This window comes from Lelliottia jeotgali, from assembly GCF_016771845.1.
GTDB lineage: Bacteria > Pseudomonadota > Gammaproteobacteria > Enterobacterales > Enterobacteriaceae > Enterobacter > Enterobacter jeotgali.
On sequence record NZ_JAENMQ010000008.1, the window covers coordinates 160557 to 181849 of the forward strand.

The 21293-nt window shown below is 54.6% G+C and carries 15 protein-coding genes and 3 tRNA genes; 10 read left to right on the top strand and 8 right to left on the bottom strand.

The features are described 5' to 3' along the window. The first annotated feature begins 131 nt into the window (after positions 1–131). Genes ptrA through recD form a run of 3 tightly spaced genes read left to right on the top strand, consistent with a single transcriptional unit; the run spans position 132 to position 8373 of the window. The gene (gene ptrA, locus JBO43_RS15725) at positions 132–3014 is read left to right on the top strand and encodes a pitrilysin (RefSeq protein ID WP_202674684.1); all 2883 of its coding nucleotides are present in this window, start codon (positions 132–134) and stop codon (positions 3012–3014) included. After that, the gene (recB, locus tag JBO43_RS15730) at positions 3011–6556 is read left to right on the top strand and encodes an exodeoxyribonuclease V subunit beta (RefSeq protein ID WP_202674685.1); all 3546 of its coding nucleotides are present in this window, start codon (positions 3011–3013) and stop codon (positions 6554–6556) included. Before ptrA ends, recB begins: the two co-directional genes overlap by 4 nt. Further along, the gene (gene recD / locus JBO43_RS15735) at positions 6553–8373 is read left to right on the top strand and encodes an exodeoxyribonuclease V subunit alpha (protein ID WP_202674686.1); all 1821 of its coding nucleotides are present in this window, start codon (positions 6553–6555) and stop codon (positions 8371–8373) included. Before recB ends, recD begins: the two co-directional genes overlap by 4 nt. A 44-nt stretch (positions 8374–8417) precedes the next feature. Here the strand turns inward: recD and argA are convergent, their stop codons facing one another. Continuing rightward, complete coding sequence (argA, locus tag JBO43_RS15740; protein ID WP_095283198.1) at positions 8418–9749, bottom strand: amino-acid N-acetyltransferase; 1332 nt, start codon at positions 9747–9749, stop codon at positions 8418–8420. A gap of 227 nt (positions 9750–9976) precedes the next feature. Here argA and amiC point away from each other — a divergent pair, with 227 nt between their 5' ends. Continuing rightward, positions 9977–11230, top strand: a complete 1254-nt coding sequence (gene amiC / locus JBO43_RS15745; protein WP_103949221.1) for an N-acetylmuramoyl-L-alanine amidase AmiC — start codon at positions 9977–9979, stop codon at positions 11228–11230. 91 nt (positions 11231–11321) lie between these two features. Here the strand turns inward: amiC and JBO43_RS15750 are convergent. The 3 genes from JBO43_RS15750 to JBO43_RS15760 form a co-directional block, all read right to left on the bottom strand. Next, positions 11322–11398, bottom strand: a tRNA-Met gene (locus JBO43_RS15750). A gap of 43 nt (positions 11399–11441) precedes the next feature. Continuing rightward, a tRNA-Met gene (locus JBO43_RS15755) sits at positions 11442–11518 on the bottom strand. 54 nt (positions 11519–11572) lie between these two features. Beyond that, positions 11573–11649: transfer RNA gene (locus tag JBO43_RS15760), tRNA-Met, on the bottom strand. Between the two features lie 208 nt (positions 11650–11857). Between JBO43_RS15760 and mltA the strand changes: the two genes are divergently transcribed. Then, positions 11858–12955, top strand: a complete 1098-nt coding sequence (mltA, locus tag JBO43_RS15765; protein ID WP_103946580.1) for a murein transglycosylase A — start codon at positions 11858–11860, stop codon at positions 12953–12955. Between the two features lie 96 nt (positions 12956–13051). Continuing rightward, a complete protein-coding gene (tcdA, locus tag JBO43_RS15770; protein WP_202674687.1) occupies positions 13052–13858 on the top strand; it encodes a tRNA cyclic N6-threonylcarbamoyladenosine(37) synthase TcdA in 807 nt (268 codons plus the stop codon). On the opposite strand, the gene csdE is transcribed toward tcdA, so the two are convergent. Together csdE and csdA are read right to left on the bottom strand one after the other, a co-directional pair. Beyond that, on the bottom strand, positions 13849–14295 hold the full coding sequence (csdE, locus tag JBO43_RS15775) for a cysteine desulfurase sulfur acceptor subunit CsdE (RefSeq protein ID WP_202674688.1): 447 nt from the start codon (positions 14293–14295) through the stop codon (positions 13849–13851). The genes tcdA and csdE overlap by 10 nt on opposite strands. Beyond that, positions 14295–15500 (bottom strand): cysteine desulfurase CsdA, encoded by a 1206-nt coding sequence (gene csdA / locus JBO43_RS15780; protein ID WP_202674689.1) that lies wholly within the window; start codon positions 15498–15500, stop codon positions 14295–14297. The genes csdE and csdA overlap by 1 nt, the downstream gene beginning before the upstream one ends. A 191-nt stretch (positions 15501–15691) precedes the next feature. On the opposite strand from csdA, the gene JBO43_RS15785 reads away from it, so the two are divergent. The 4 genes from JBO43_RS15785 to rlmM all read left to right on the top strand — a co-directional run bounded on the left by JBO43_RS15785 (position 15692) and on the right by rlmM (position 18718). Next, positions 15692–15919 (top strand): YgdI/YgdR family lipoprotein, encoded by a 228-nt coding sequence (locus JBO43_RS15785; RefSeq protein ID WP_095283192.1) that lies wholly within the window; start codon positions 15692–15694, stop codon positions 15917–15919. A 349-nt stretch (positions 15920–16268) separates the two neighbouring features. Next, a complete protein-coding gene (gcvA, locus tag JBO43_RS15790) occupies positions 16269–17183 on the top strand; it encodes a glycine cleavage system transcriptional regulator GcvA (protein ID WP_095283191.1) in 915 nt (304 codons plus the stop codon). A 46-nt stretch (positions 17184–17229) separates the two neighbouring features. Further along, positions 17230–17625 (top strand): DUF423 domain-containing protein, encoded by a 396-nt coding sequence (locus JBO43_RS15795; protein ID WP_095283190.1) that lies wholly within the window; start codon positions 17230–17232, stop codon positions 17623–17625. After that, on the top strand, positions 17618–18718 hold the full coding sequence (rlmM, locus tag JBO43_RS15800; RefSeq protein ID WP_095283189.1) for a 23S rRNA (cytidine(2498)-2'-O)-methyltransferase RlmM: 1101 nt from the start codon (positions 17618–17620) through the stop codon (positions 18716–18718). The genes JBO43_RS15795 and rlmM overlap by 8 nt, the downstream gene beginning before the upstream one ends. A gap of 297 nt (positions 18719–19015) precedes the next feature. Here the strand turns inward: rlmM and xni are convergent, their stop codons facing one another. Both xni and JBO43_RS15810 read right to left on the bottom strand, forming a co-directional pair. Beyond that, positions 19016–19771 (bottom strand): flap endonuclease Xni, encoded by a 756-nt coding sequence (xni, locus tag JBO43_RS15805; protein ID WP_103946577.1) that lies wholly within the window; start codon positions 19769–19771, stop codon positions 19016–19018. A gap of 108 nt (positions 19772–19879) precedes the next feature. Continuing rightward, a complete protein-coding gene (locus JBO43_RS15810; protein WP_202674690.1) occupies positions 19880–21247 on the bottom strand; it encodes an L-serine ammonia-lyase in 1368 nt (455 codons plus the stop codon). Positions 21248–21293 lie beyond the last annotated feature (46 nt).

Genomic DNA, 21293 nt, shown 5'->3' on the forward strand with positions numbered 1-21293 from the left:
AAAAATTGCGCAGATGAAGGCGTTCATTTATTATGCCCGTCTTGTCACGGACTGATGTATCAACATAAAGAGATGCTGGCTGGCCCAGCACGCAAATTGTTAATGATGTAGCCGTGATGAAGAGGTAGTGAATGCCAGGCAGCACCTTGTTGAAAGCGTTTGTTTTGTTTGTCGCCCTCTGGGCTCCCCTCACTCAGGCAGACACCGGTTGGCAACCCGTTCAGGACACAATCCGTAAGAGCGAAAAAGATACCCGCCAGTATCAGGCTATTCGCCTTGATAATGGAATGACCGTGTTGCTGGTTTCCGATCCGCAGGCGGTTAAGTCGCTCTCTGCGCTGGTGGTGCCGGTAGGATCGCTGGAAGATCCCGATTCACATCCGGGACTTGCCCATTATCTCGAACACATGACGCTGATGGGCTCCAAAAAATACCCACAGCCGGATAGCCTTTCCGAATTCCTCAAAATGCACGGCGGCAGCCACAATGCCAGCACCGCGCCATACCGCACTGCGTTTTATCTTGAAGTCGAAAATGATGCGCTGGAAGGAGCGGTCGACCGTCTGGCTGACGCTATCGCATCGCCACTGCTTGATAAAAAGTATGCCGATCGTGAACGTAACGCCGTTAATGCCGAGCTGACAATGGCGCGCACGCGAGACGGTATGCGTATGGCTCAGGTCAGCGCCGAAACGATCAACCCCGCGCACCCTGGCTCGCGTTTTTCCGGCGGTAATCTGGAAACGCTGAGTGATAAGCCCAACAGTCCGGTTCTCGATGCCTTGCACGCATTTCGCGACAAATACTACTCTGCCAACCTGATGAAAGCCGTGGTGTACAGCAATAAGCCGCTGCCTGAACTGGCGCGCATTGCTGCGCAAACATACGGCCGTGTGCCGAACAAAAATATTGAACAGCCCGAGATTACAACGCCTGTGGTCACGGATGAGCAAAAAGGCATCATCATTCACTATGTGCCTGCGATGCCGCGCAAAGTGCTGCGCGTTGAATTCCGTATTGATAACAACACCAAACAGTTCCGCAGCAAAACGGACGAACTGGTCACTTATCTGATCGGCAATCGCAGTCCAGGCACGCTCTCGGACTGGCTGCAAAAACAGGGGCTGGTAGAGGGTATTCGTGCGGACTCCGATCCGGTCGTCAATGGCAACAGCGGCGTTTTAGCTATCTCGGCAACCCTCACCGATAAAGGCCTCGCGCACCGCGATGAAGTGGTAGCAGCGATTTTTAGCTATCTGTCCCTGTTGCGTGATAAAGGCGTCGATAAAAGCTACTTTGACGAACTGGCCCATGTGCTGGATCTCGACTTCCGTTATCCGTCGATTACCCGCGATATGGACTACGTTGAATGGCTGGCGGATACCATGATCCGCGTTCCGGTAGAACATACCCTCGATGCAGTGAACATTGCCGATCAATATGATGCCGACGCCATCAAAGCGCGTCTGGCGATGATGACCCCGCAAAACGCGCGTATCTGGTATATCAGCCCGAAAGAGCCGCATAACAAAACCGCTTACTTTGTTGATGCGCCTTATCAGGTAAATAAAATCAGCGAACAAACCTTCTCTGACTGGCAGAAAGAGTCCGGGAAAATTGCGTTGAAATTACCTGAACTGAATCCGTACATACCCGATGATTTCACGCTGATTAAGTCTGCGAAGGAATACCCGCACCCGGAACTGATTATCAACGAACCCACTCTGCGCGTGGTATATACCCCAAGCCGCTATTTTGCCAGCGAGCCAAAAGCGGATGTTAGCGTCGTGCTGCGTAATCCGCAGGCGATGGATAGCGCTAAAAACCAGGTCATGTTTGCGCTGAATGACTATCTGGCCGGCATCGCGCTGGACCAGCTCAGCAACCAGGCCGCCGTGGGTGGGATCAGTTTCTCCACCAACGCGAATAACGGATTAATGGTCAACGCCAACGGTTACACGCAGCGTTTACCGCAGCTTTTCCAGGCGCTGCTCGAAGGCTATTTCAGCTATACGCCGACCGAAGAACAGCTTGAACAGGCTAAATCCTGGTATGCGCAGATGATGGATTCGGCGGAAAAAGGCAAAGCGTTCGATCAGGCGATTATGCCTGTACAGATGATGTCGCAAATTCCGTACTTCCAGCGTGAAACGCGCCGCGCACTGCTGCCATCAATCACTCTGAAAGAGGTGATGAATTACCGCTCGGCGCTGAAAACTCACTCACGTCCAGAGTTCCTGATTGTGGGCAATATGAGCGAAGATCAGGCTAAAACGCTTGCTCAGAATGTCCGCAAACAGCTGGGTGCGAACGGCAACGAGTGGTGCCGTAACCAGGATGTGCTGGTGGATAAACAGCAGAATGTGATCTTCGAAAAAGCGGGCAGCAGCACGGATTCGGCGCTGGCGGCGGTCTTTGTCCCTACTGGCTACGATGAATTTGCCAGCTCCGCCTACAGTGCGGTACTGGGACAAATTATCCAGCCGTGGTTCTACAATCAGTTGCGTACCGAAGAACAGCTTGGCTATGCCGTATTCGCGTTCTCAATGAACGTGGGCCGCCAGTGGGGTCTGGGTTTCCTGTTGCAAAGTAGCGATAAACAGCCAGCCTATCTGTGGCAGCGTTATCAGGCATTCTTCCCGCAGGCTGAAGAGAAACTGCGCAAAATGACGCCAGAAGAATTTGCTCAAATCCAGCAGGCGGTTATCGCGCAGGTGCAGCAGGCACCACAGACCCTGGGCGAAGAAGCGTCGCAGCTGAGCAAAGATTTCGACCGGGGTAATCTGACCTTCGATTCACGTGATAAAGTAGTTGCCGAGATAAAACTGCTGACGCCGCAAAAGGTTGCCGATTTCTTCCACCAGGCGGTGGTGAAGCCGCAAGGCATGGCGTGCTTATCTCAGATTTCCGGCAGCCAGAACGGGAAAGTGGATTACGTGAATCCAAAAGGCTGGAAAGTCTGGGAGAGCGTCAGCGCATTACAGAAATCAATGCCCTGGAGTAAGAAAGAATGACCGATACCGCTGAGCCTCTTGATCCCTTACGTTTGCCGTTGCAGGGTGAACGATTGATTGAAGCCTCAGCGGGAACGGGAAAAACCTTCACCATTGCCGCCCTGTATCTTCGATTATTGCTGGGACTGGGCGGCAATGCTGCGTTTGGGCGCCCGCTCAGCGTGGAACAACTGCTGGTGGTCACCTTTACCGAAGCGGCGACCGCCGAGCTGCGCGGGCGAATTCGATTGAACATCCACGAATTACGTATCGCCTGTTTACGTCAAACCACTGATAACCCCCTTTACGCTCGCCTGCTTGAAGAGATAATCGACAAACAACAGGCCGCCCAATGGCTGTTGTTGGCTGAGCGTCAAATGGACGAAGCCGCCGTCTTTACCATTCACGGTTTTTGCCAGCGCATGCTGAGCCTGAATGCGTTTGAATCGGGCATGCTTTTTGAACAACAACTGATTGAAGATGAATCCGAACTGCGCCGCCAGGCCTGCGCGGATTTCTGGCGTCGCCATTGCTATCCACTCCCGCGCGAAATTGCCGAAGCGGTGCATGCGTTATGGAAAGGGCCGGAAGAACTTTTACGCTCTATTGAACGCTATCTGCAAGGTGAAGCGCCTGCGATAAAATCACCGCCTCCAGCAGATGAAACGCTGGCTGCACGTCATGAAAAAATCATTTCGCTGATAGCCGCTCTCAAGCAAAAATGGTGCGACTCCGTCGCCGACATCGACGCTGTTCTTGAAAGCTCCGGTATTGACCGACGTAAGTTCAATCGCGGAAATCAGGGGAAATGGATCGAAAAAATCAGCGCCTGGGCGCAGGACGAGACGCGTGGCTATCAGTTACCCGACGCGCTGGAAAAGTTTTCCCAGAGCTTTCTGGTGGAGCGCACCAAAGCTGATGGTGTGGTCCCGGAACACCCGCTGTTTGTGGCGATTGAAACCCTACTGGCGCAGCCGCTCACCCTCAATGATTTGGTGATAACCCGCGCGATGGCGGAAATCCGCGAAACGGTCGCGCGTGAGAAACGTCGTCGTGGCGAGCTGGGCTTTGACGATATGTTGAGCCGTCTGGATGCGGCGCTCGGCAGCGAAAACGGGGAGGCGCTGGCGGCGGCGATCCGCACTCGCTTCCCGGTCGCGATGATTGATGAATTCCAGGACACCGACCCGCAGCAATACCGTATTTTCCGCCGCATCTGGCGCAAGCAGCCTGATACGGCGCTGCTGTTAATTGGTGATCCTAAACAGGCCATCTACGCTTTTCGCGGCGCGGATATCTTTACCTACATGAAGGCCCGTAGCGAGGTTGAAGCGCACTATACGCTGGATACCAACTGGCGTTCCGCACCTGGGATGGTGACGAGCGTGAATACGCTTTTTGAGCGTATGGATGCAGCATTCATGTTCAAGGACATTCCTTTTTCTTCCGTACGATCGGCTGAGAAAAACAACACGCTGCGCTTTGAATTTCGCGGTGAAATTCAGCCCGCGATGAATTTTTGGCTGATGGATGGCGAAGGCTGTGGCGTTAGCGACTATCAGAACTTTATGGCTCAGCAATGCGCCGCGCAGATACGTGACTGGCTCAGCGCGGGTGCGCAGGGTGAAGCGTTACTGTGGAAAGGCGACACGTCGAAAGCGGTCAGCGCATCAGACATTACCGTGCTGGTGCGCAGTCGGCAGGAGGCATCGCTGGTTCGTGATGCTCTCACTCAGCTCGCAATACCTTCGGTCTATCTCTCCAATCGCGACAGCGTGTTTGAAACTCTCGAAGCGCAGGAAATGCTGTGGCTATTGCAGGCCGTGCTGACGCCCGAGCGCGAGAGCACGTTGCGAAGTGCGCTGGCGAGTTCCATGCTGGGGCTTAACGCGCAAGACATCGACGCGCTGAATAATAACGAAAGCGCGTGGGATGTAGCGGTCGAAGAGTTTGCTCATTACCGCGAACGCTGGCAAAAACGCGGTGTGATGGCGATGCTGCGTGAGCTGATGGCACAGCGCCGTGTTGCGGAAAATTTGCTGGCGACCGCCGGCGGCGAGCGCCGTCTGACCGATATTTTGCACATCAGCGAGCTATTACAGGAAGCGGGATCGCAGCTCGAAAGTGAACATGCGCTGGTGCGCTGGCTGTCGCAGCACATCACCGATCCCAACAGCAATTCAGCCAGCCAGCAGATGCGCCTCGAAAGCGATAAGCATCTGGTGAAAATCGTTACCATTCACAAGTCCAAAGGGCTGGAATATCCGCTGGTTTGCCTGCCGTTTATTGCCAACTATCGTGCGCAGGATCAGGCGTTTTATCACGATCGCGTGTCGTTCGAACCAGTGCTCGATCTCAGTAAAGCTGATGCCAGCGTTGAGCTTGCTGAGGCCGAGCGTCTGGCGGAAGATTTACGTTTGCTGTATGTCGCCTTAACGCGTTCCGTCTGGCATTGCAGCCTGGGCGTTGCGCCGCTGTTCCGCCGTCGCGGGGAGAAAGCGGGGGAGAGCGATTTCCATCAAAGCGCCCTCGGGCGGCTGATTCAAAAAGGCGAGCCGAAAGACGCCGCCGGTTTGCGCCAGTGCCTCGACGAATTATGCGACGACAATATTGCCCTGCAAATTCCCGGTCAGCCCGATCTTTCCCGCTGGCAAATGCCGGAGCTATCGGTGCCTGATTTAGGCGCGCGGCAGATTACCCGTGCGCTGAGGGATGACTGGCGTGTGACCAGCTATTCCGGGTTGCAACAGCACGGGCAGAATATCGCCCAGGATTTAATGCCAAAACTCGACGTGGACGCCTCCGGCGTTGGCGATGTGGTGGCAGAACCCGAGCTCACCCCACATCAGTTTCCGCGCGGCGCATCGCCGGGAACCTTCCTGCACAGCCTGTTTGAAACGCTCGATTTTACGCAGCCGGTTTCGCCGGAGTGGGTGCTGGAGATGTTGCAAAAAGGCGGGTATGACGCCCACTGGCAGCCGGTGTTGACCGAGTGGGTCACCGCGATTTTACAGGCTCCACTTACCGAATCGGGGATCTCGCTCAGCCAACTGACGGCAAAAGAAAAACAGGTCGAAATGGAGTTCTATCTCCCGATTGCCGGGCCGCTGACGGCGGATGCGCTTGATGCGATTATCCGCGAGCATGATCCCTTATCGAGGCACTGCCCGTCGCTTAATTTCCGCCAGGTGAGCGGAATGCTGAAGGGTTTTATCGATTTAGTGTTCCGTCATGAAGGCCGTTATTACCTGCTGGATTACAAATCCAACTGGCTGGGCGACAACAGCGAGGCCTATACCCGAGACGCGATGGCTGCTGCTATGCAGTCGCACCGCTACGATTTGCAGTATCAGCTTTACACCCTGGCGCTGCATCGCTATCTGCGTCATCGCATTGCAGATTACGCCTATGACGATCATTTTGGCGGCGTGATCTATCTGTTTTTACGTGGCGTGGACGCGAATGATCCGCAGTCGGGGATCTTCACCACCCGGCCCGATCCGCTGTTGATTGATAAGATGGACAAATTATTCGCCGCAAGCACGGAAGAGGTGGCCCAATGACGATGCAGGAATTATTGCTGGAGGCGGTAGAGCAGCGCGCGTTACGCCCTCTGGATGCCCAGTTCGCGATGATGGTCGCCGGTGACGACGCGGCCGTGATGCTGGCCGCCGCTGTCCTCAGCAAAGATGCCGGTGAAGGCCACGTGTGCTTACCTCTCTCCCGTCTGGTGCCGGACGAGAAAATGCCGGTGCCGCTACAGGCGTGTTTCGCGCTTCTCGGCGAAATGACGGACTGGCAGGGCGCGCTACTGCGCTCAAGCGCCGTGAGTCACGGCGATATCCCGACGCCTTTAATTCTCTGCAACGACAGACTGTACCTCAATCGCATGTGGTGTAATGAGCTGGCGATTGCGCGTTTCTTTAATGAATTCAATCAGCCGTTGCCCTATGACGATGCCTTATTGATTCAAACCCTGAACAGTCTTTTCGGTGTTTCTGAGACCATAAACTGGCAAAAGGTGGCGGCGGCGGTGGCACTGACGCGGCGTATTTCGGTGATTTCCGGCGGGCCGGGCACCGGTAAAACGACCACCGTGGCAAAGCTGCTCGCGGCACTTATCCAGATGTCGGGAGAGCAGAAATGCCGAATTCGGCTGGCTGCCCCAACGGGGAAAGCGGCAGCGCGGTTGACGGAATCTCTGGGAGGAGCGCTGCAAAAACTCCCGCTTAACGACGCGCAGCGAAAAATGTTCCCACATGAAGCCAGTACGCTACACCGTTTGCTCGGCGCACAGCCGGGCAGCCAGCGTCTGCGCTATCATGCGACAAACCCGCTGCATCTCGACGTGCTGGTGGTCGACGAAGCGTCGATGATCGATCTGACGATGATGTCGCGTCTGATTGAAGCCCTGCCGCCACATGCCCGCGTGATTTTCCTTGGCGATCGCGATCAGCTGGCTTCCGTAGAAGCAGGCGCGGTGCTGGGGGATATCTGCAACTATGCCAGCGCGGGTTACACCATGACGCGTGCGCAGGAGTTGTCGCACCTGACCGGATGCGTAATTGAGGGGAATTCTGAGCAGCGTGCCGGTGCGTTACGTGACAGCTTGTGCCTGCTGCAAAAAAGCTATCGATTCGGCAGCGACTCCGGTATCGGCCAGCTCGCCGCAGCCGTCAATCGCGGCGATCGCATGGCTATTCGTACGGTATTTGGCGGCGCTTTTGATGATATCGAGAAAAAGCCGCTCCAGACGGGCGAAGAGTATCTCGCCATGCTCGAAGATGCCTTGCAGGGATATCAGCGTTTTCTGCTGAGTGTGCAGCAGCAGGCTGCGCCCGAGGCGGTGATTGCGGCCTTTGGCGAATATCAGCTTTTATGTGCGCTTCGTGAAGGCCCGTTTGGCGTCACCGGTCTGAATGAAAGGCTGGAACAGGCGTTAGCGCAGAAACGAAAAATCACTCGCCAGCCGCTCTCACGTTGGTATGAAGGCCGCCCGGTGATGATCTCTCGCAACGACAGTACGCTGGGGCTTTTTAACGGCGATATTGGTATTGCTCTCGATCGCGGGCAGGGCTTGCGCGTCTGGTTCCAGATGCCGGATGGCAGCGTGAAATCGGTCCAGCCAAGCCGCCTGCCGGAACACGACACGGCGTGGGCGATGACGGTGCACAAGTCTCAGGGTTCAGAGTTTGATCACGCGGTACTGATTCTGCCAGCGCAAATTTCACCGGTTGTCACCCGTGAGCTGGTTTATACCGCTATTACTCGTGCGCGTAAAAGGCTGTCACTCTATACCGACGAGCGCGTTTTAGCGCAGGCAGTAACGACGCGCACTGAGCGGCGAAGCGGGTTAAGTGCGGTATTTGAATCGGCTTGATTGCTCGACTCCCTCTCCTTTTGGGAGAGGGGTTGAATGAGGGCTTAACTCAAATCCGCCATCAGCACTTTTGAACGGCGCTGATAGTTGTACATCTCCTTTTTACTCTCCGGCAGCAAGTCTATATCCACCGGCGTGAAGCCACGTTCCTGGAACCAGTGAATACTGCGGGTCGTCAGGACGAAGAGTTTATCCAGGCCGATTTGCCGTGCCTGGGCGGCAACGCGCTCCAGCAGCACTTCCCCACGTGATGAACTGCGGTAGTCAGGATGTACCGCCACGCAGGCCATCTCACCGATTTTCTCTTCCGGGAAGGGATAAAGCGCCGCGCAGGCGATGGTCAGGTTGTCGCGCTGAATGATCGTGAATTTGTCGATTTCCATCTCCAGTTGTTCACGTGAGCGACGTACCAAAATCCCTTGCTGCTCCAGTGGGCGAATAAGTTCCAGAATGCCGCCAATATCGTTGATGGTTGCGCGACGAATTTGTTCTGCACTTTCCATCACAATTTGCGTACCGATACCGTCCCGAGAGAACAGTTCCTGGAGCAATGCGCCATCTTCCTGATAGCTGATCAGGTGGCTACGACGCACGCCGCTGCGGCAAGCTTTGACTGCCCCGCGCAGGAAACGCACGGTGCCAGAATGGTAATCACCTTCTGCTTCCAGCGCTTCGACACGCGCCTGGGCTTCGTTAGGGAAGAGTTCCGAAACGATATCCCCTTGTTCGTTAAATACGCCCTGAGAGGAGCAGAAGCCGATCATCTTCTCGGCTTTCAGTTTGATTGCCAGCTGTGTCGCGACTTCTTCTGAAGTGAGGTTAAAGCTTTCACCGGTGACGGAGACGGCTACCGGGCCCATCAGCACGATCGCGCCGTTATCGAGCTGGCGATGAATCGCCTCTTCATCGATACGACGAATACGTCCGCTGTGGCAATAATCCACGCCGTCATCCACGCCCAGCGGCTGGGAGATGATGAAATTTCCGCTGACGACATTGATGTGTGCGCCCTGAAGCGGCGTATTGTTGAGACTCATCGACAGACGGGCGGTGATATCCAGTTGCAAAAGCCCGGCGGCTTGCTTAACCAGCTCCAGGGTTTTGGCGTCAGTCACGCGGGTGTGCTTGTGATAAATCGGCTCGTGGTGATGTGCCGCGAGATTGGCGTCGATCTGCGGGCGTGCGCCGTAAACCACAACCAGACGAATACCCAGGCTGTGCAACAGGCCGATGTCATTGACAATACTGGAAAAGTTCTCATGCTCAATAGCTTCGCCACCCAGCATGATGACAAACGTTTTTCCCCGATGGGTATTGATGTAGGGAACAGAATGGCGAAACCCCTGGACCAGTTCGGTTCTACGTTCCTTTACCACGGCACAACCCTCAGTGAATGTTTATTCGTATTTTGTGTATTTTTATTCGATTATTGCGTCGCGCGCAACCCTAAAATCGCTGCAAACCTGAGAAAAAATTAAGTGATGCGTGCGTCAGGGCATGATTGTTTACCCTTTTATAGATGACAGGTTATGCGTCATTCGTTAAAGTTTTCGGTCAATTTGGACGTTTAGTGTATTAATTCGTTTTCTTGCTCGGGAGAAGCATGTCGGGATCCAAATCAACAATAAGCCGCCGCCGCTTGTTACAAGGGGCTGGGGCGATGTGGTTGCTTAGCGTCAGCCAGGTTGCACTCGCCGCTGTCAGTCAGGTGGTGGCGGTGCGTGTCTGGCCGTCTTCGACCTATACGCGCGTGACGGTAGAGTCTAATCAGGTACTGAAATACAAACAGTTTGCGTTGAGCAATCCTGAGCGTGTGGTGGTGGATATCGAGGGCGTGAATCTTAACTCGGTGCTGAAAGGCATGGGGGCGCAGATCCGTGGCGACGATCCTTACATAAAATCCGCTCGCGTTGGCCAGTTCGATCCGCAAACCGTGCGCATGGTATTTGAGCTTAAGCAGAACGTTAAGCCTCAGCTGTTTGCCCTGGCACCGGTGGCCGGTTTTAAAGAGCGTCTGGTAATGGATCTCTATCCGGCAAATGCGACGGATATTCAGGACCCATTGCTTGCCTTGCTGGAAGATTACAATAAAGGCGACCTCGAAAAGCAGGTTCCGCCTGCGCAGAGTGGTCCGCAGCCCGGTAAAGCGGGGCGAGATCGTCCGATCGTGATAATGCTCGACCCGGGCCACGGCGGGGAAGATTCCGGCGCAGTTGGGAAATACCGGACCCGTGAAAAAGACGTGGTGCTGCAGATTGGCCGCCGTTTGAAGGCGTTGATTGATAAAGAAGGTAACATGCGCGCATATATGACGCGCAATGAAGACGTGTTCATTCCGCTGAAAGTGCGCGTTGCGAAAGCGCAGAAACAGCGTGCCGACCTGTTTGTCTCCATCCACGCCGATGCTTTCACCAGTAGACAGCCCAGCGGCTCGTCCGTTTTTGCCCTGTCGACAAAAGGAGCGACCAGTACGGCGGCCCGACTGCTGGCAGATTCACAGAACGCCTCCGACCTTATTGGCGGGGTGAGCAAAAGCGGCGATCGCTACGTCGATCACACCATGTTCGATATGGTGCAGTCGCTGACCATCACTGACAGCCTGAAATTTGGCAAAGCGGTGCTGGGGAAACTCGGGAATGTGAATAAGCTGCACAAGAATAGCGTTGAGCAGGCAGGTTTTGCGGTGCTAAAAGCGCCGGATATTCCGTCGATTCTGGTCGAAACGGCGTTTATCAGTAATGTGGAAGAGGAGCGCAAGCTCAAGACCGCGAAATTCCAGCAGGAAGTGGCAGAATCGATTCTGGCGGGAATTAAGGCGTACTTCTCGGATGGCGCGACGCTGGCCAGAAGAGGGTAGTGTCATCAGCCGGGGTAACGCCCGGCAAATCCACAAACTGCAGATACAAAAAAACACCCTTGAGGGTGTCTAATGTTTTGATTCGAAGAATTGGTTGCGGGGGCCAGATTTGAACTGACGACCTTCGGGTTATGAGCCCGACGAGCTACCGGGCTGCTCCACCCCGCGTCCGTATTTCTTCTTTTTTACATCTACTGCTTTAAAATTTGATTGGTTGCGGGGGCCAGATTTGAACTGACGACCTTCGGGTTATGAGCCCGACGAGCTACCGGGCTGCTCCACCCCGCGTCCGTCTTTCCACTGAGCAAAAACATCGTAGAAAGTACTGCATCAAATTTTAGTTGGTTGCGGGGGCCAGATTTGAACTGACGACCTTCGGGTTATGAGCCCGACGAGCTACCAGGCTGCTCCACCCCGCGTCCGTGGATGCGCACTATACTCGGATAGGTTTTTGATGCAACCCTTTTTCTCATAAATTCCTAAATTAGTACGTAATTTGAACGACATCGCGTTATCCGTATGATTATTGCGCAAAACCTGTCTCAGGATGCGCTATCAGATTTCATTAGCCTGAGCGGTTTGTTATCTTCTTTATAGAGACTCAGGGCAACTTTAAGACGAGATATAATGAAAGGACGTTGGGCGAAGTATCTGATGACGGGCGCAATGGTAGCGATTCTTGCGGCCTGTAGCTCTAAGCCGACCGATCGTGGTCAGCAATATAAAGACGGGAAATTCTCCCAGCCTTTCTCTTTAGTCAACCAACCCGATGCCGTTGGCGCACCGATCAATGCGGGTGACTTTGCTGAGCAGGTGAACCAGATTCGCACCGCATCGCCGCGTTTGTACGGTTCGCAGAACAGCGTCTATAACGCAGTGCAGGACTGGCTGCGCGCGGGTGGCGATACGCGCACCATGCGCCAGTACGGCATTGACGCCTGGCAGATGGAAGGGGCCGATAACTACGGTAACGTCCAGTTCACCGGCTACTACACACCGGTGGTTCAGGCGCGTCATACCCGTCAGGGCGAGTTCCAGTATCCTATCTACCGTATGCCGCCAAAACGTGGACGTCTACCGTCTCGCGCAGAGATCTATTCCGGTGCACTGAACGAAACCTATATTCTGGCCTACAGCAACTCGCTGATGGACAACTTCATCATGGATGTTCAGGGCAGCGGATACATTGACTATGGTGATGGCACACCGCTTAACTTCTTTAGCTATTCTGGTAAAAACGGCCACGCCTACCGCAGTATCGGCAAAGTGCTGATCGACCGTGGCGAAGTGAAGAAAGAAGATATGTCGATGCAGGCGATTCGCGAGTGGGGTGAAAAACACAGCGAAGCCGAGGTCCGTGAACTGCTGGAGCAGAACCCGTCCTTCGTGTTCTTTAAACCGCAAAACTTTGCGCCAGTAAAAGGCGCCAGCGCGGTTCCGCTGATTGGCCGCGCGTCGGTGGCATCGGATCGTTCAATTATTCCGCCGGGTACCACTCTGCTGGCAGAAGTGCCGACACTGGATAACAACGGCAAATTTAGCGGCCAATACGAATTACGCCTGATGGTTGCGCTGGATGTGGGAGGCGCCATCAAAGGCCAGCACTTCGATATTTATCAAGGCATTGGCTCTGATGCAGGCCATCGCGCGGGCTGGTATAACCATTACGGCCGCGTCTGGGTACTCAAGCCAGCACCCGGTGCAGGCAGCGTTTTCAGCGGCTGAATGTGATAATATAGCGCGTAATATTTACCGCCTTCTCTATAGAAGAGAGGGGCAGGGTGAGGATAAAACCTCACCCTTTTTACATCCTGAGGTCTTATGTCTGTGTTAATCAGCGATGCCTGGCGTCAACGCTTTGGCGGCACCGCGCGTTTATATGGTGAAAAAGCCCTGCAACTGTTTGCGGATGCGCACGTGTGCGTGGTCGGTATCGGTGGGGTCGGTTCCTGGGCGGCCGAGGCGCTTGCGCGTACAGGCATTGGCGCGATCACGCTTATTGATATGGATGATGTGTGTGTGACCAACACCAACCGTCAGATCCACGCCCTGCGCGATAACGTCGGGCTGGCGAAAGCTGAGGTAATGGCCGATCGTATTCGTTTGATTAACCCGGAGTGTCGCGTCACGGTGATCGATGATTTCGTCACTGCGGATAACGTCGCGCAATACATGAGTGTCGGTTTTAGCTATGTGATTGATGCCATTGACAGCGTGCGCCCGAAAGCGGCGCTGATTGCCTACTGCCGTCGCTATAAAGTGCCCCTGGTGACGACCGGAGGTGCGGGCGGTCAGATCGATCCGACGCAAATCCAGGTGACCGATCTGGCAAAAACTATTCAGGATCCGCTGGCGGCAAAGCTGCGCGAAAGGCTAAAAAGCGATTTTAACGTGGTGAAAAACAGCAAAGGTAAGCTCGGCGTGGATTGTGTGTTCTCAACTGAAGCGCTGGTTTACCCGCAGGCGGATGGTTCCGTTTGCGCCATGAAAAGCACCGCCGAAGGGCCAAAACGGATGGACTGTGCGTCCGGTTTTGGCGCGGCGACGATGGTTACCGCGACTTTTGGCTTCGTCGCGGTGTCTCACGCATTGAAGAAAATGATGGCAAAAGCCAATCGTCAGGCTTGAACCTGACGGGCCGCATTCAGCACTGCTTCGCTGAGTGCGGCCAGCCCCTGGCTGCGCGAGGCGCTGAGCTGACCACGCAGTCCCAGGTCATCAAATAGCGCCAGCGGATCGCCATGCAGAAGCTGATCCGCGCTTTTGCCTTCCACGGCGGTTAATAGCACCGCCAGTAAACCCCGCACGATACGACCTTCGCTGTCGCCGAAGAAATGCAGCTTTTCCCCTGAGGTCGTCACGCCTAGCCAGACGCGGTTCTCGCAACCAGGAATCTCTTTCGCCTGCGATTTGAGTTCGTCAGAAAGTGCAGGAAGCTGTTTGCCTAACAAGATCAGCTGACGATATTTATCTTCCCACTGTGCGAGGGGGAGGAACGTCTGCCTTAACGTCTCTTCAGTGATTACGCTGCCGAAAGGGTGTCCGGCTAAAGATGAACTCGTCATTAATCCACCAATAGTTCAAGAGCGCGGTCAACGGCAGCCACCAGGGCATGCACGTCGCTTTGCGTATTGTAGGGTGCAAACGAAGCGCGGAGCGTCCCGCTGACGCCGAGTGCCGTCAGCAGAGGCTGGGCGCAATGTTGTCCGGCGCGCAGTGCGATGCCATATTCTGCCAGCAGAGTGACCATATCGCTGTGGTGTACACTCGCGAAATCAAACGCCAGCAGGCTGGAGTCCTGAACGCGGAAGGAACGAAAGCCCGGGCGTTTTTTTAACTCTTCTTCGGCGAGCGTTGCCAGCCCGCGGCTCCAGCTTTCCGCCTGCACGATATCCGTGTCAGCCAGCCACTCCAGCGCGGCGCTCAGGCCAATGACTCCTGCGACGTTAGGCGTTCCGGCTTCGAGGCGGTAAGGGATCTCCTGAGTTTTGAAACCATCAAAGCTCACCTCAGTGATCATTTTTCCGCCCCCCAGCCACGGCGTCATCTGCGCCAGCAGCTCCGGTTTGCCGTACAGCGCGCCGATTCCGGTCGGGCCATAGAGCTTATGACCTGAGAAAGCGTAAAAGTCGATATCAAGCTTGCGTACGTCAGCGGGAAAATGCACCACGCCCTGCGCGCCGTCGACCATCACGATCATGCCACTGGCATGGGAAATGTCGATAGCGCGGGCCAGATCCGGGCAGCCGCCGGTGACGTTCGACATTTGGCCGAGCGCCAGAATCCGACTGCGCGGGGTGATGAGTTCAGGTAACCGCGCGACATCAGGCAGCAAATCAGCGCCTAACGGCAACTTAACAACCTGCGCTCCCGTTTGTTCCGCAACCATCAGCCACGGCACCAGATTGGCGTGGTGTTCCGCTTCGCTGACGATAATTTCATCGCCCGGTTGCACAAGTGGGCGCGCGTAACATTGCGCGACCATATTGATGGCCTCGGTCGTTCCGCGCGTCCAGACGATATTTTTACCGCTTTCAGCATTGAGCAGGCGGGCGACCTGATCGCGCGCGGCTTCGTAGCGCGCGGTTAAACGCTGCGCCTCGGCAAACTGGCTGCGATGCACATTCCCGGCGCTCAGGCTGTAGAACTGATGCGTGGCGTCGATCACCGCTAAAGGCTTGAGAGCAGTGGCGGCACTATCCAGATAAACACCGGCATCGGACAGCGCCGGGAACTGTGCGCGAAAGTGCGCAGGACTGAAAGCGTTCATGGAATTCCTCATATCAATACTGAGATCGTCGCGCAATTTTTGCGGCAGGGCAAGGTTGTTGATCGCTATCGGAATTGTCTGTTTGTCCTGGCAGGTCTCGAGAAGCAGGTTATGCTGAATAGTGTTAGGTGAATGTTTTAGCCTGTCTGAAATCGAGGATTAAATAGCATTAATTGCTAATGGAGAAAATTATGAACAAGACTGCCGCAATCATTTCTGCCTGTGTTTTTACTTTTGCCCTGAGCGCCTGTTCTGGTAACAACTACGTGATGCATACCAATGATGGTCGAACCATCGTCTCTGACGGGAAACCGAAAACTGACGATGAAACCGGGATGATTTCGTACAAGGATGCGAACGGCAACAAGCAGCAGATCAACCGCACTGACGTGAAAGAGATGGTTGAGCTGGATAAGTAACAGAATTTAGACCAAAAAAAAGCACCGCAAATAGGCGGTGCTACATTAATCACTATGGACAGACAGGGTAAATGTACAGGAAGTGAAAAAAGGGTAGCTTTGCTACCGTGATCTGAATTGCAGACCAATTGCAAACACAACAACACAACATCACAACCGTAAGCCAAAAGCCCTTCAGAACACGCATTCCAAAAAAAGCTTTTCGTTCCGGCTCAGGAAGTGCCGCCACTATAGGTATTTGCTGGTAGTTCCTCAACGGACAAATTATAATGGCTCAGATAAAAAAAACTAATAGGTTAAACGTTGTTTCCTATGTGTTAAATCCTTTTAACATCTAAGCCTGATAACCATGTCTAAGCGATTACCACCCCTAAATGCATTACGAGTTTTTGATGCCGCAGCACGCCATCTTAGCTTTACGCGCGCGGCTGATGAGCTTTTTGTGACGCAGGCCGCAGTAAGTCATCAAATCAAGTCCCTGGAGGATTTCCTGGGGCTTAAGCTGTTTCGCCGTCGTAATCGTTCGCTGCTTCTGACGGAAGAAGGGCAGAGCTATTTTCAGGATATCAAAGACATTTTTTCTCAGCTCACCGAGGCGACGCGCAAACTTCAGGCGCGAAGCGCAAAAGGTGCACTGACGGTCAGTTTATTGCCCAGTTTTGCGATTCATTGGCTGGTGCCAAGACTCTCTAGCTTTAACTCAGCTTATCCGGGAATCGATGTCAGAATCCAGGCCGTCGACCGTCAGGAAGACAAACTTGCGGACGATGTCGATGTGGCTATTTTTTATGGTCGCGGCAACTGGCCGGGCTTGCGTGTTGAAAAATTATACGCAGAATATCTCTTGCCGGTGTGTTCTCCGCTGTTACTCACCGGCGACAAAGCGTTGAAAACGCCTGCCGATCTGGCGCAACATACGCTTTTACACGACGCTTCTCGACGTGACTGGCAAACTTATACCCGCCAGTTGGGTCTTAATCATATAAATGTGCAGCATGGCCCCATTTTCAGCCACAGTGCGATGGTGTTACAGGCTGCTATTCACGGACAGGGTGTGGCGTTGGCAAACAACGTGATGGCCCAGTCCGAAATTGAGGCAGGCCGCCTGGTCTGTCCGTTTAATGATGTTCTGGTCAGTAAGAATGCATTTTATCTGGTTTGTCATGACAGTCAGGCAGAACTGGGTAAAATAGCCGCCTTCCGGCAGTGGATACTGGCGAAGGCGGCACATGAGCAAGAAAAATTCCGCTTTCGGTATGAGTAATCATCTCTTTTGTGTGCCGGGCACGCATAACTTTTAGGACAGAAACATGACCAGCCGTTTCATGCTGATTTTTGCCGCAGTGAGTGGCTTTATTTTTGTCGCACTGGGCGCGTTTGGCGCGCATGTGTTAAGTAAGTCCTTAGGGGTTGTTGAGATGGGCTGGATCCAAACCGGCCTTGAATATCAGGCGTTTCATACCCTGGCAATCTTTGGGCTAGCAGTCGCGATGCAACGCCGAATTAGCATTTGGTTCTACTGGAGCAGTGTTTTTCTCGCCCTTGGAACCGTGCTCTTTAGCGGCAGTTTGTACTGTCTCGCACTTTCGCATTTACGCCTGTGGGCGTTTGTTACACCCGTCGGCGGCGTCAGCTTCCTTGCCGGCTGGGTATTGATGTTTATCGGAGCTATCCGTCTGAAACGCAGGGGCGTTGTTCATGAGTAAGGTTGTTTTATATTGTCGCCCAGGGTTTGAGAAAGAGTGCGCGGCTGAAATCACTGACAAAGCGTCACGTCTGGAAGTCTTCGGATTTGCCCGCGTCAAAGAGCATTCGGGCTATGTGGTGTTCGAATGCTACCAGCCCGACGATGCCGATAAGATCGTCAGCAAGTTGCCGTTCAGCTCGTTGATTTTCGCACGTCAGATGTTTGCTGCGGGCGAGCTACTGACCGATTTGCCGCCAGAAGATCGTATTTCACCGATTTCCGGCATGTTGCAGGGCGTAGTAGAGAAGGGCGGCGATCTGCGCGTTGAAGTCGCGGATACGAACGAAAGCAAAGAGCTGATGAAGTTCTGTCGCAAACTCACCGTTCCGCTGCGCGCCGCGCTGCGTGAGGTGGGCGTGCTGACGAACTACGAAACGCCAAAGCGTCCGGTGGTGCATGTCTTCTTTATCGCGCCAGGCTGCTGTTATACCGGTTATTCCTACACGACCAACAACTCGCCATTCTATATGGGTATCCCGCGTCTGAGGTTCCCGTCCGATGCGCCAAGCCGTTCTACGCTCAAACTGGAAGAAGCGTTCCACGTCTTTATTCCTGCCGACGAGTGGGACGAGCGTCTGGCGAATGGGATGCATGCCGTTGATTTAGGCGCGTGCCCTGGCGGCTGGACCTATCAGCTGGTGAAGCGCAACATGTGGGTTGCTTCTGTTGACAACGGCCCGATGGCACAAAGCCTGATGGATACCGGGCAGGTAACCTGGCTGCGTGAAGATGGTTTCCGCTATCGCCCGACGCGTAACAACATCACCTGGATGGTGTGCGATATGGTGGAGAAACCGGCGAAAGTGGCCGCGCTAATGGCGACCTGGCTGGTCAATGGCTGGTGCCGTGAAACGATCTTCAACCTCAAGCTGCCAATGAAAAAGCGCTACGAAGAGGTGTCCCAGAATCTGGCATTTATTCAGGAACAGCTGAATGCGCAGGGAATCAATGCTGAGATTCAGGCACGTCAGCTCTATCATGATCGCGAAGAAGTCACCGTGCATATTCGCCGCTGGTGGGCTGCAGTCGGTGGGCGTCGCGACGAGCGATAGTGCTGCGTGTTTTGCCCGGTGGCGCTGCGCTTACCGGGCCTACAACATATTAAGGTTTTGATTTTGTAGGCCGGGTAAGGCGAAGCCGTCACCCGGCACGATGTTGGCGTTTATATGGTTTTATGCCCGGTGGCGCTACCGCTTACCGGGCCTACAACATATTAAGGTTTTGATTTTGTAGGCCGGATAAGGCGAAGCCGCCACCCGGCACGATGTTGGCGTTTATGCGGTTTTATGCCCGGTGGCGCTACCGCTTACCGGGCCTACAAAGGCTTGAATCGTAGGCCGGGCAAATGACTACCGCTCTAGCCGTAACTGCTGCAAATTCCCGTCTAACTGCAAATCCGTCTGTAGCCGTGCGACGTCCCGGCAGATAAACGCCATCTCTTTGTGCGCTTCCAGCTTCTTACGCCACTTCTCAGGGACATCGTCCAGATGCGCGTAAATCCCTTCCAGATCCTGAAAATCTGTTAACAGCTGTGCCGCACTTTTTTGCCCAATCCCCGCCACGCCCGGTATTTTTGAACTGCTGATCCCGGCCAGTCCCCAGTAGTCGGGGAGCTGCTGCGGCGAGACGCCAAATTCGCTGGCGATAAACGGCGCATCCAGCCAGCGCTTCTGGAAATAATCGCGGATGCGAATGGTCGGGGAAAGCAGCTGACAGTAGCCTTTATCCGTGGAGACGATGGTGGCCTGATGTCCGGCGCTCGCCACTTTTATTGCCAGCGTTGCGGCTAAATCGTCGGCTTCGTTGCCATGAGCGCCCCAGCATGGGACGCCGCGCTGCTCAAAGGCGGCGCGAATGGCGGGCATTTCAGCGTGCAGATCGTCTGGCATTGGCGCGCGACCGGCTTTGTAATCCGGTAACCGTTGGTGACGCCAGCCAGTGTTCCGCGCTTCATCGTCGAACACTGCAACCACATGCGTGGGCTGGCTGTGACGAATCAGCTGCTCCAGTGCATGCAAACAAGTGTCTTTACAGGGCGTACCTTGCACCGCATGGATGCGGCGAATCAGGTTGAGCGCGTCGACGATAAGCAAATGAACAGCCACAGATAATCTCCCTTCTGTTGATAAATAAAGGGTAACACTGTCAGCAGGATGAAACCACGAATGGTGAGGGAATTGGGAAGGCGCCTCGCAAAAGCGAGGCGCACACTTTTAATCGCAGGTGACGATTTTCATTGCCAGGCCGCCGCGAGAGGTTTCGCGGTATTTGGCGTTCATGTCTTTGCCGGTCTCGTACATGGTTTCAATAACTTTATCGAGACAGACGCGCGGTTCGCTGGTACGGCGCAGGGCCATACGCGCGGCGTTGACCGCTTTAACAGAGGCAATGGCGTTACGCTCGATGCACGGCACCTGTACCTGCCCGGCAACCGGGTCGCAGGTCAGACCGAGGTTATGTTCCATACCGATTTCCGCCGCGATGCAGACCTGCGTCGGGCTACCGCCCAGCAGTTCCGTCAGCCCTGCTGCCGCCATAGAACAGGCCACGCCGACTTCGCCCTGGCAACCCACTTCGGCACCGGAGATTGAAGCATTCATCTTGTACAGCGAGCCAATCGCGCTGGTGACGAGCAGATAGCGCGCCAGCGAGTTAGCGTTCACTTCGCGGATGAACTTGTCGTAGTACGCCAGAACCGCCGGAACGATACCGCACGCACCGTTGGTTGGCGCAGTCACCACGCGCCCGCCTGCGGCGTTTTCTTCGTTCACGGCCAGCGCGAACATGTTGATCCAGTCAACGACCGCCATCGGATCGGTGGTGGTTTTGTCGGTGCTCACCAGCATACGGCGCAATGCAGCAGCACGGCGCGGAACGCGCAGTTTGCCGGGCAGCACGCCTTCGGTGGTGATACCGCGCTCGATACCGCCGCGCATCACATCCCAGACGTTTTTGAAGTGCTGTTCCAGCTCTTCTTTGCTGTGCAGCGCTAGCTCGTTTTTCATCATCAGGCCAGACAGTGACAAACCGCTTTCCTGGCAATGACGTTGTAAATCAGCTGCGTTTTTATACGGATACGGCACCGTGACGGTAGAGTCGCTGGCCTGACCAAAGTGGTCTTCGTCGACGATAAAACCGCCGCCGATGGAATAATAAGTTTGGCTATAAATCGCCTTTTCGCCTGCCAGTGCGGTGATTCGCATCCCGTTTTCGTGCAGGGAGAGGTTATCGGCATGGAAGTTCATGCACTTATCAACCGGGAATTCGACCTCATGGTCGCCGTTGGCCAGCAGCAGTCGGCCATGAGTATTGACGTCCTGAATAAACCCAGGGATCGCATCAATATCGACGGAGTCCGGCAGGTTTCCCGCCAGGCCCATAATAATGGCGATGTCTGTGTGGTGGCCTTTACCCGTCAGGGACAGGGAGCCATATACATCTACAACCACGCGTGTAACGTCGTGCAGAATGCCGCGTGAAATCAAGTCATCCGTGAATTGTTTACCGGCTTTCATTGGCCCGACAGTATGAGAGCTGGAAGGTCCAATACCGATTTTGAAGATATCGAATACGCTAATCATGATGCGTCCATTGCTATCAGTCAGAGGAGGATTGCGCCGTCCGAAG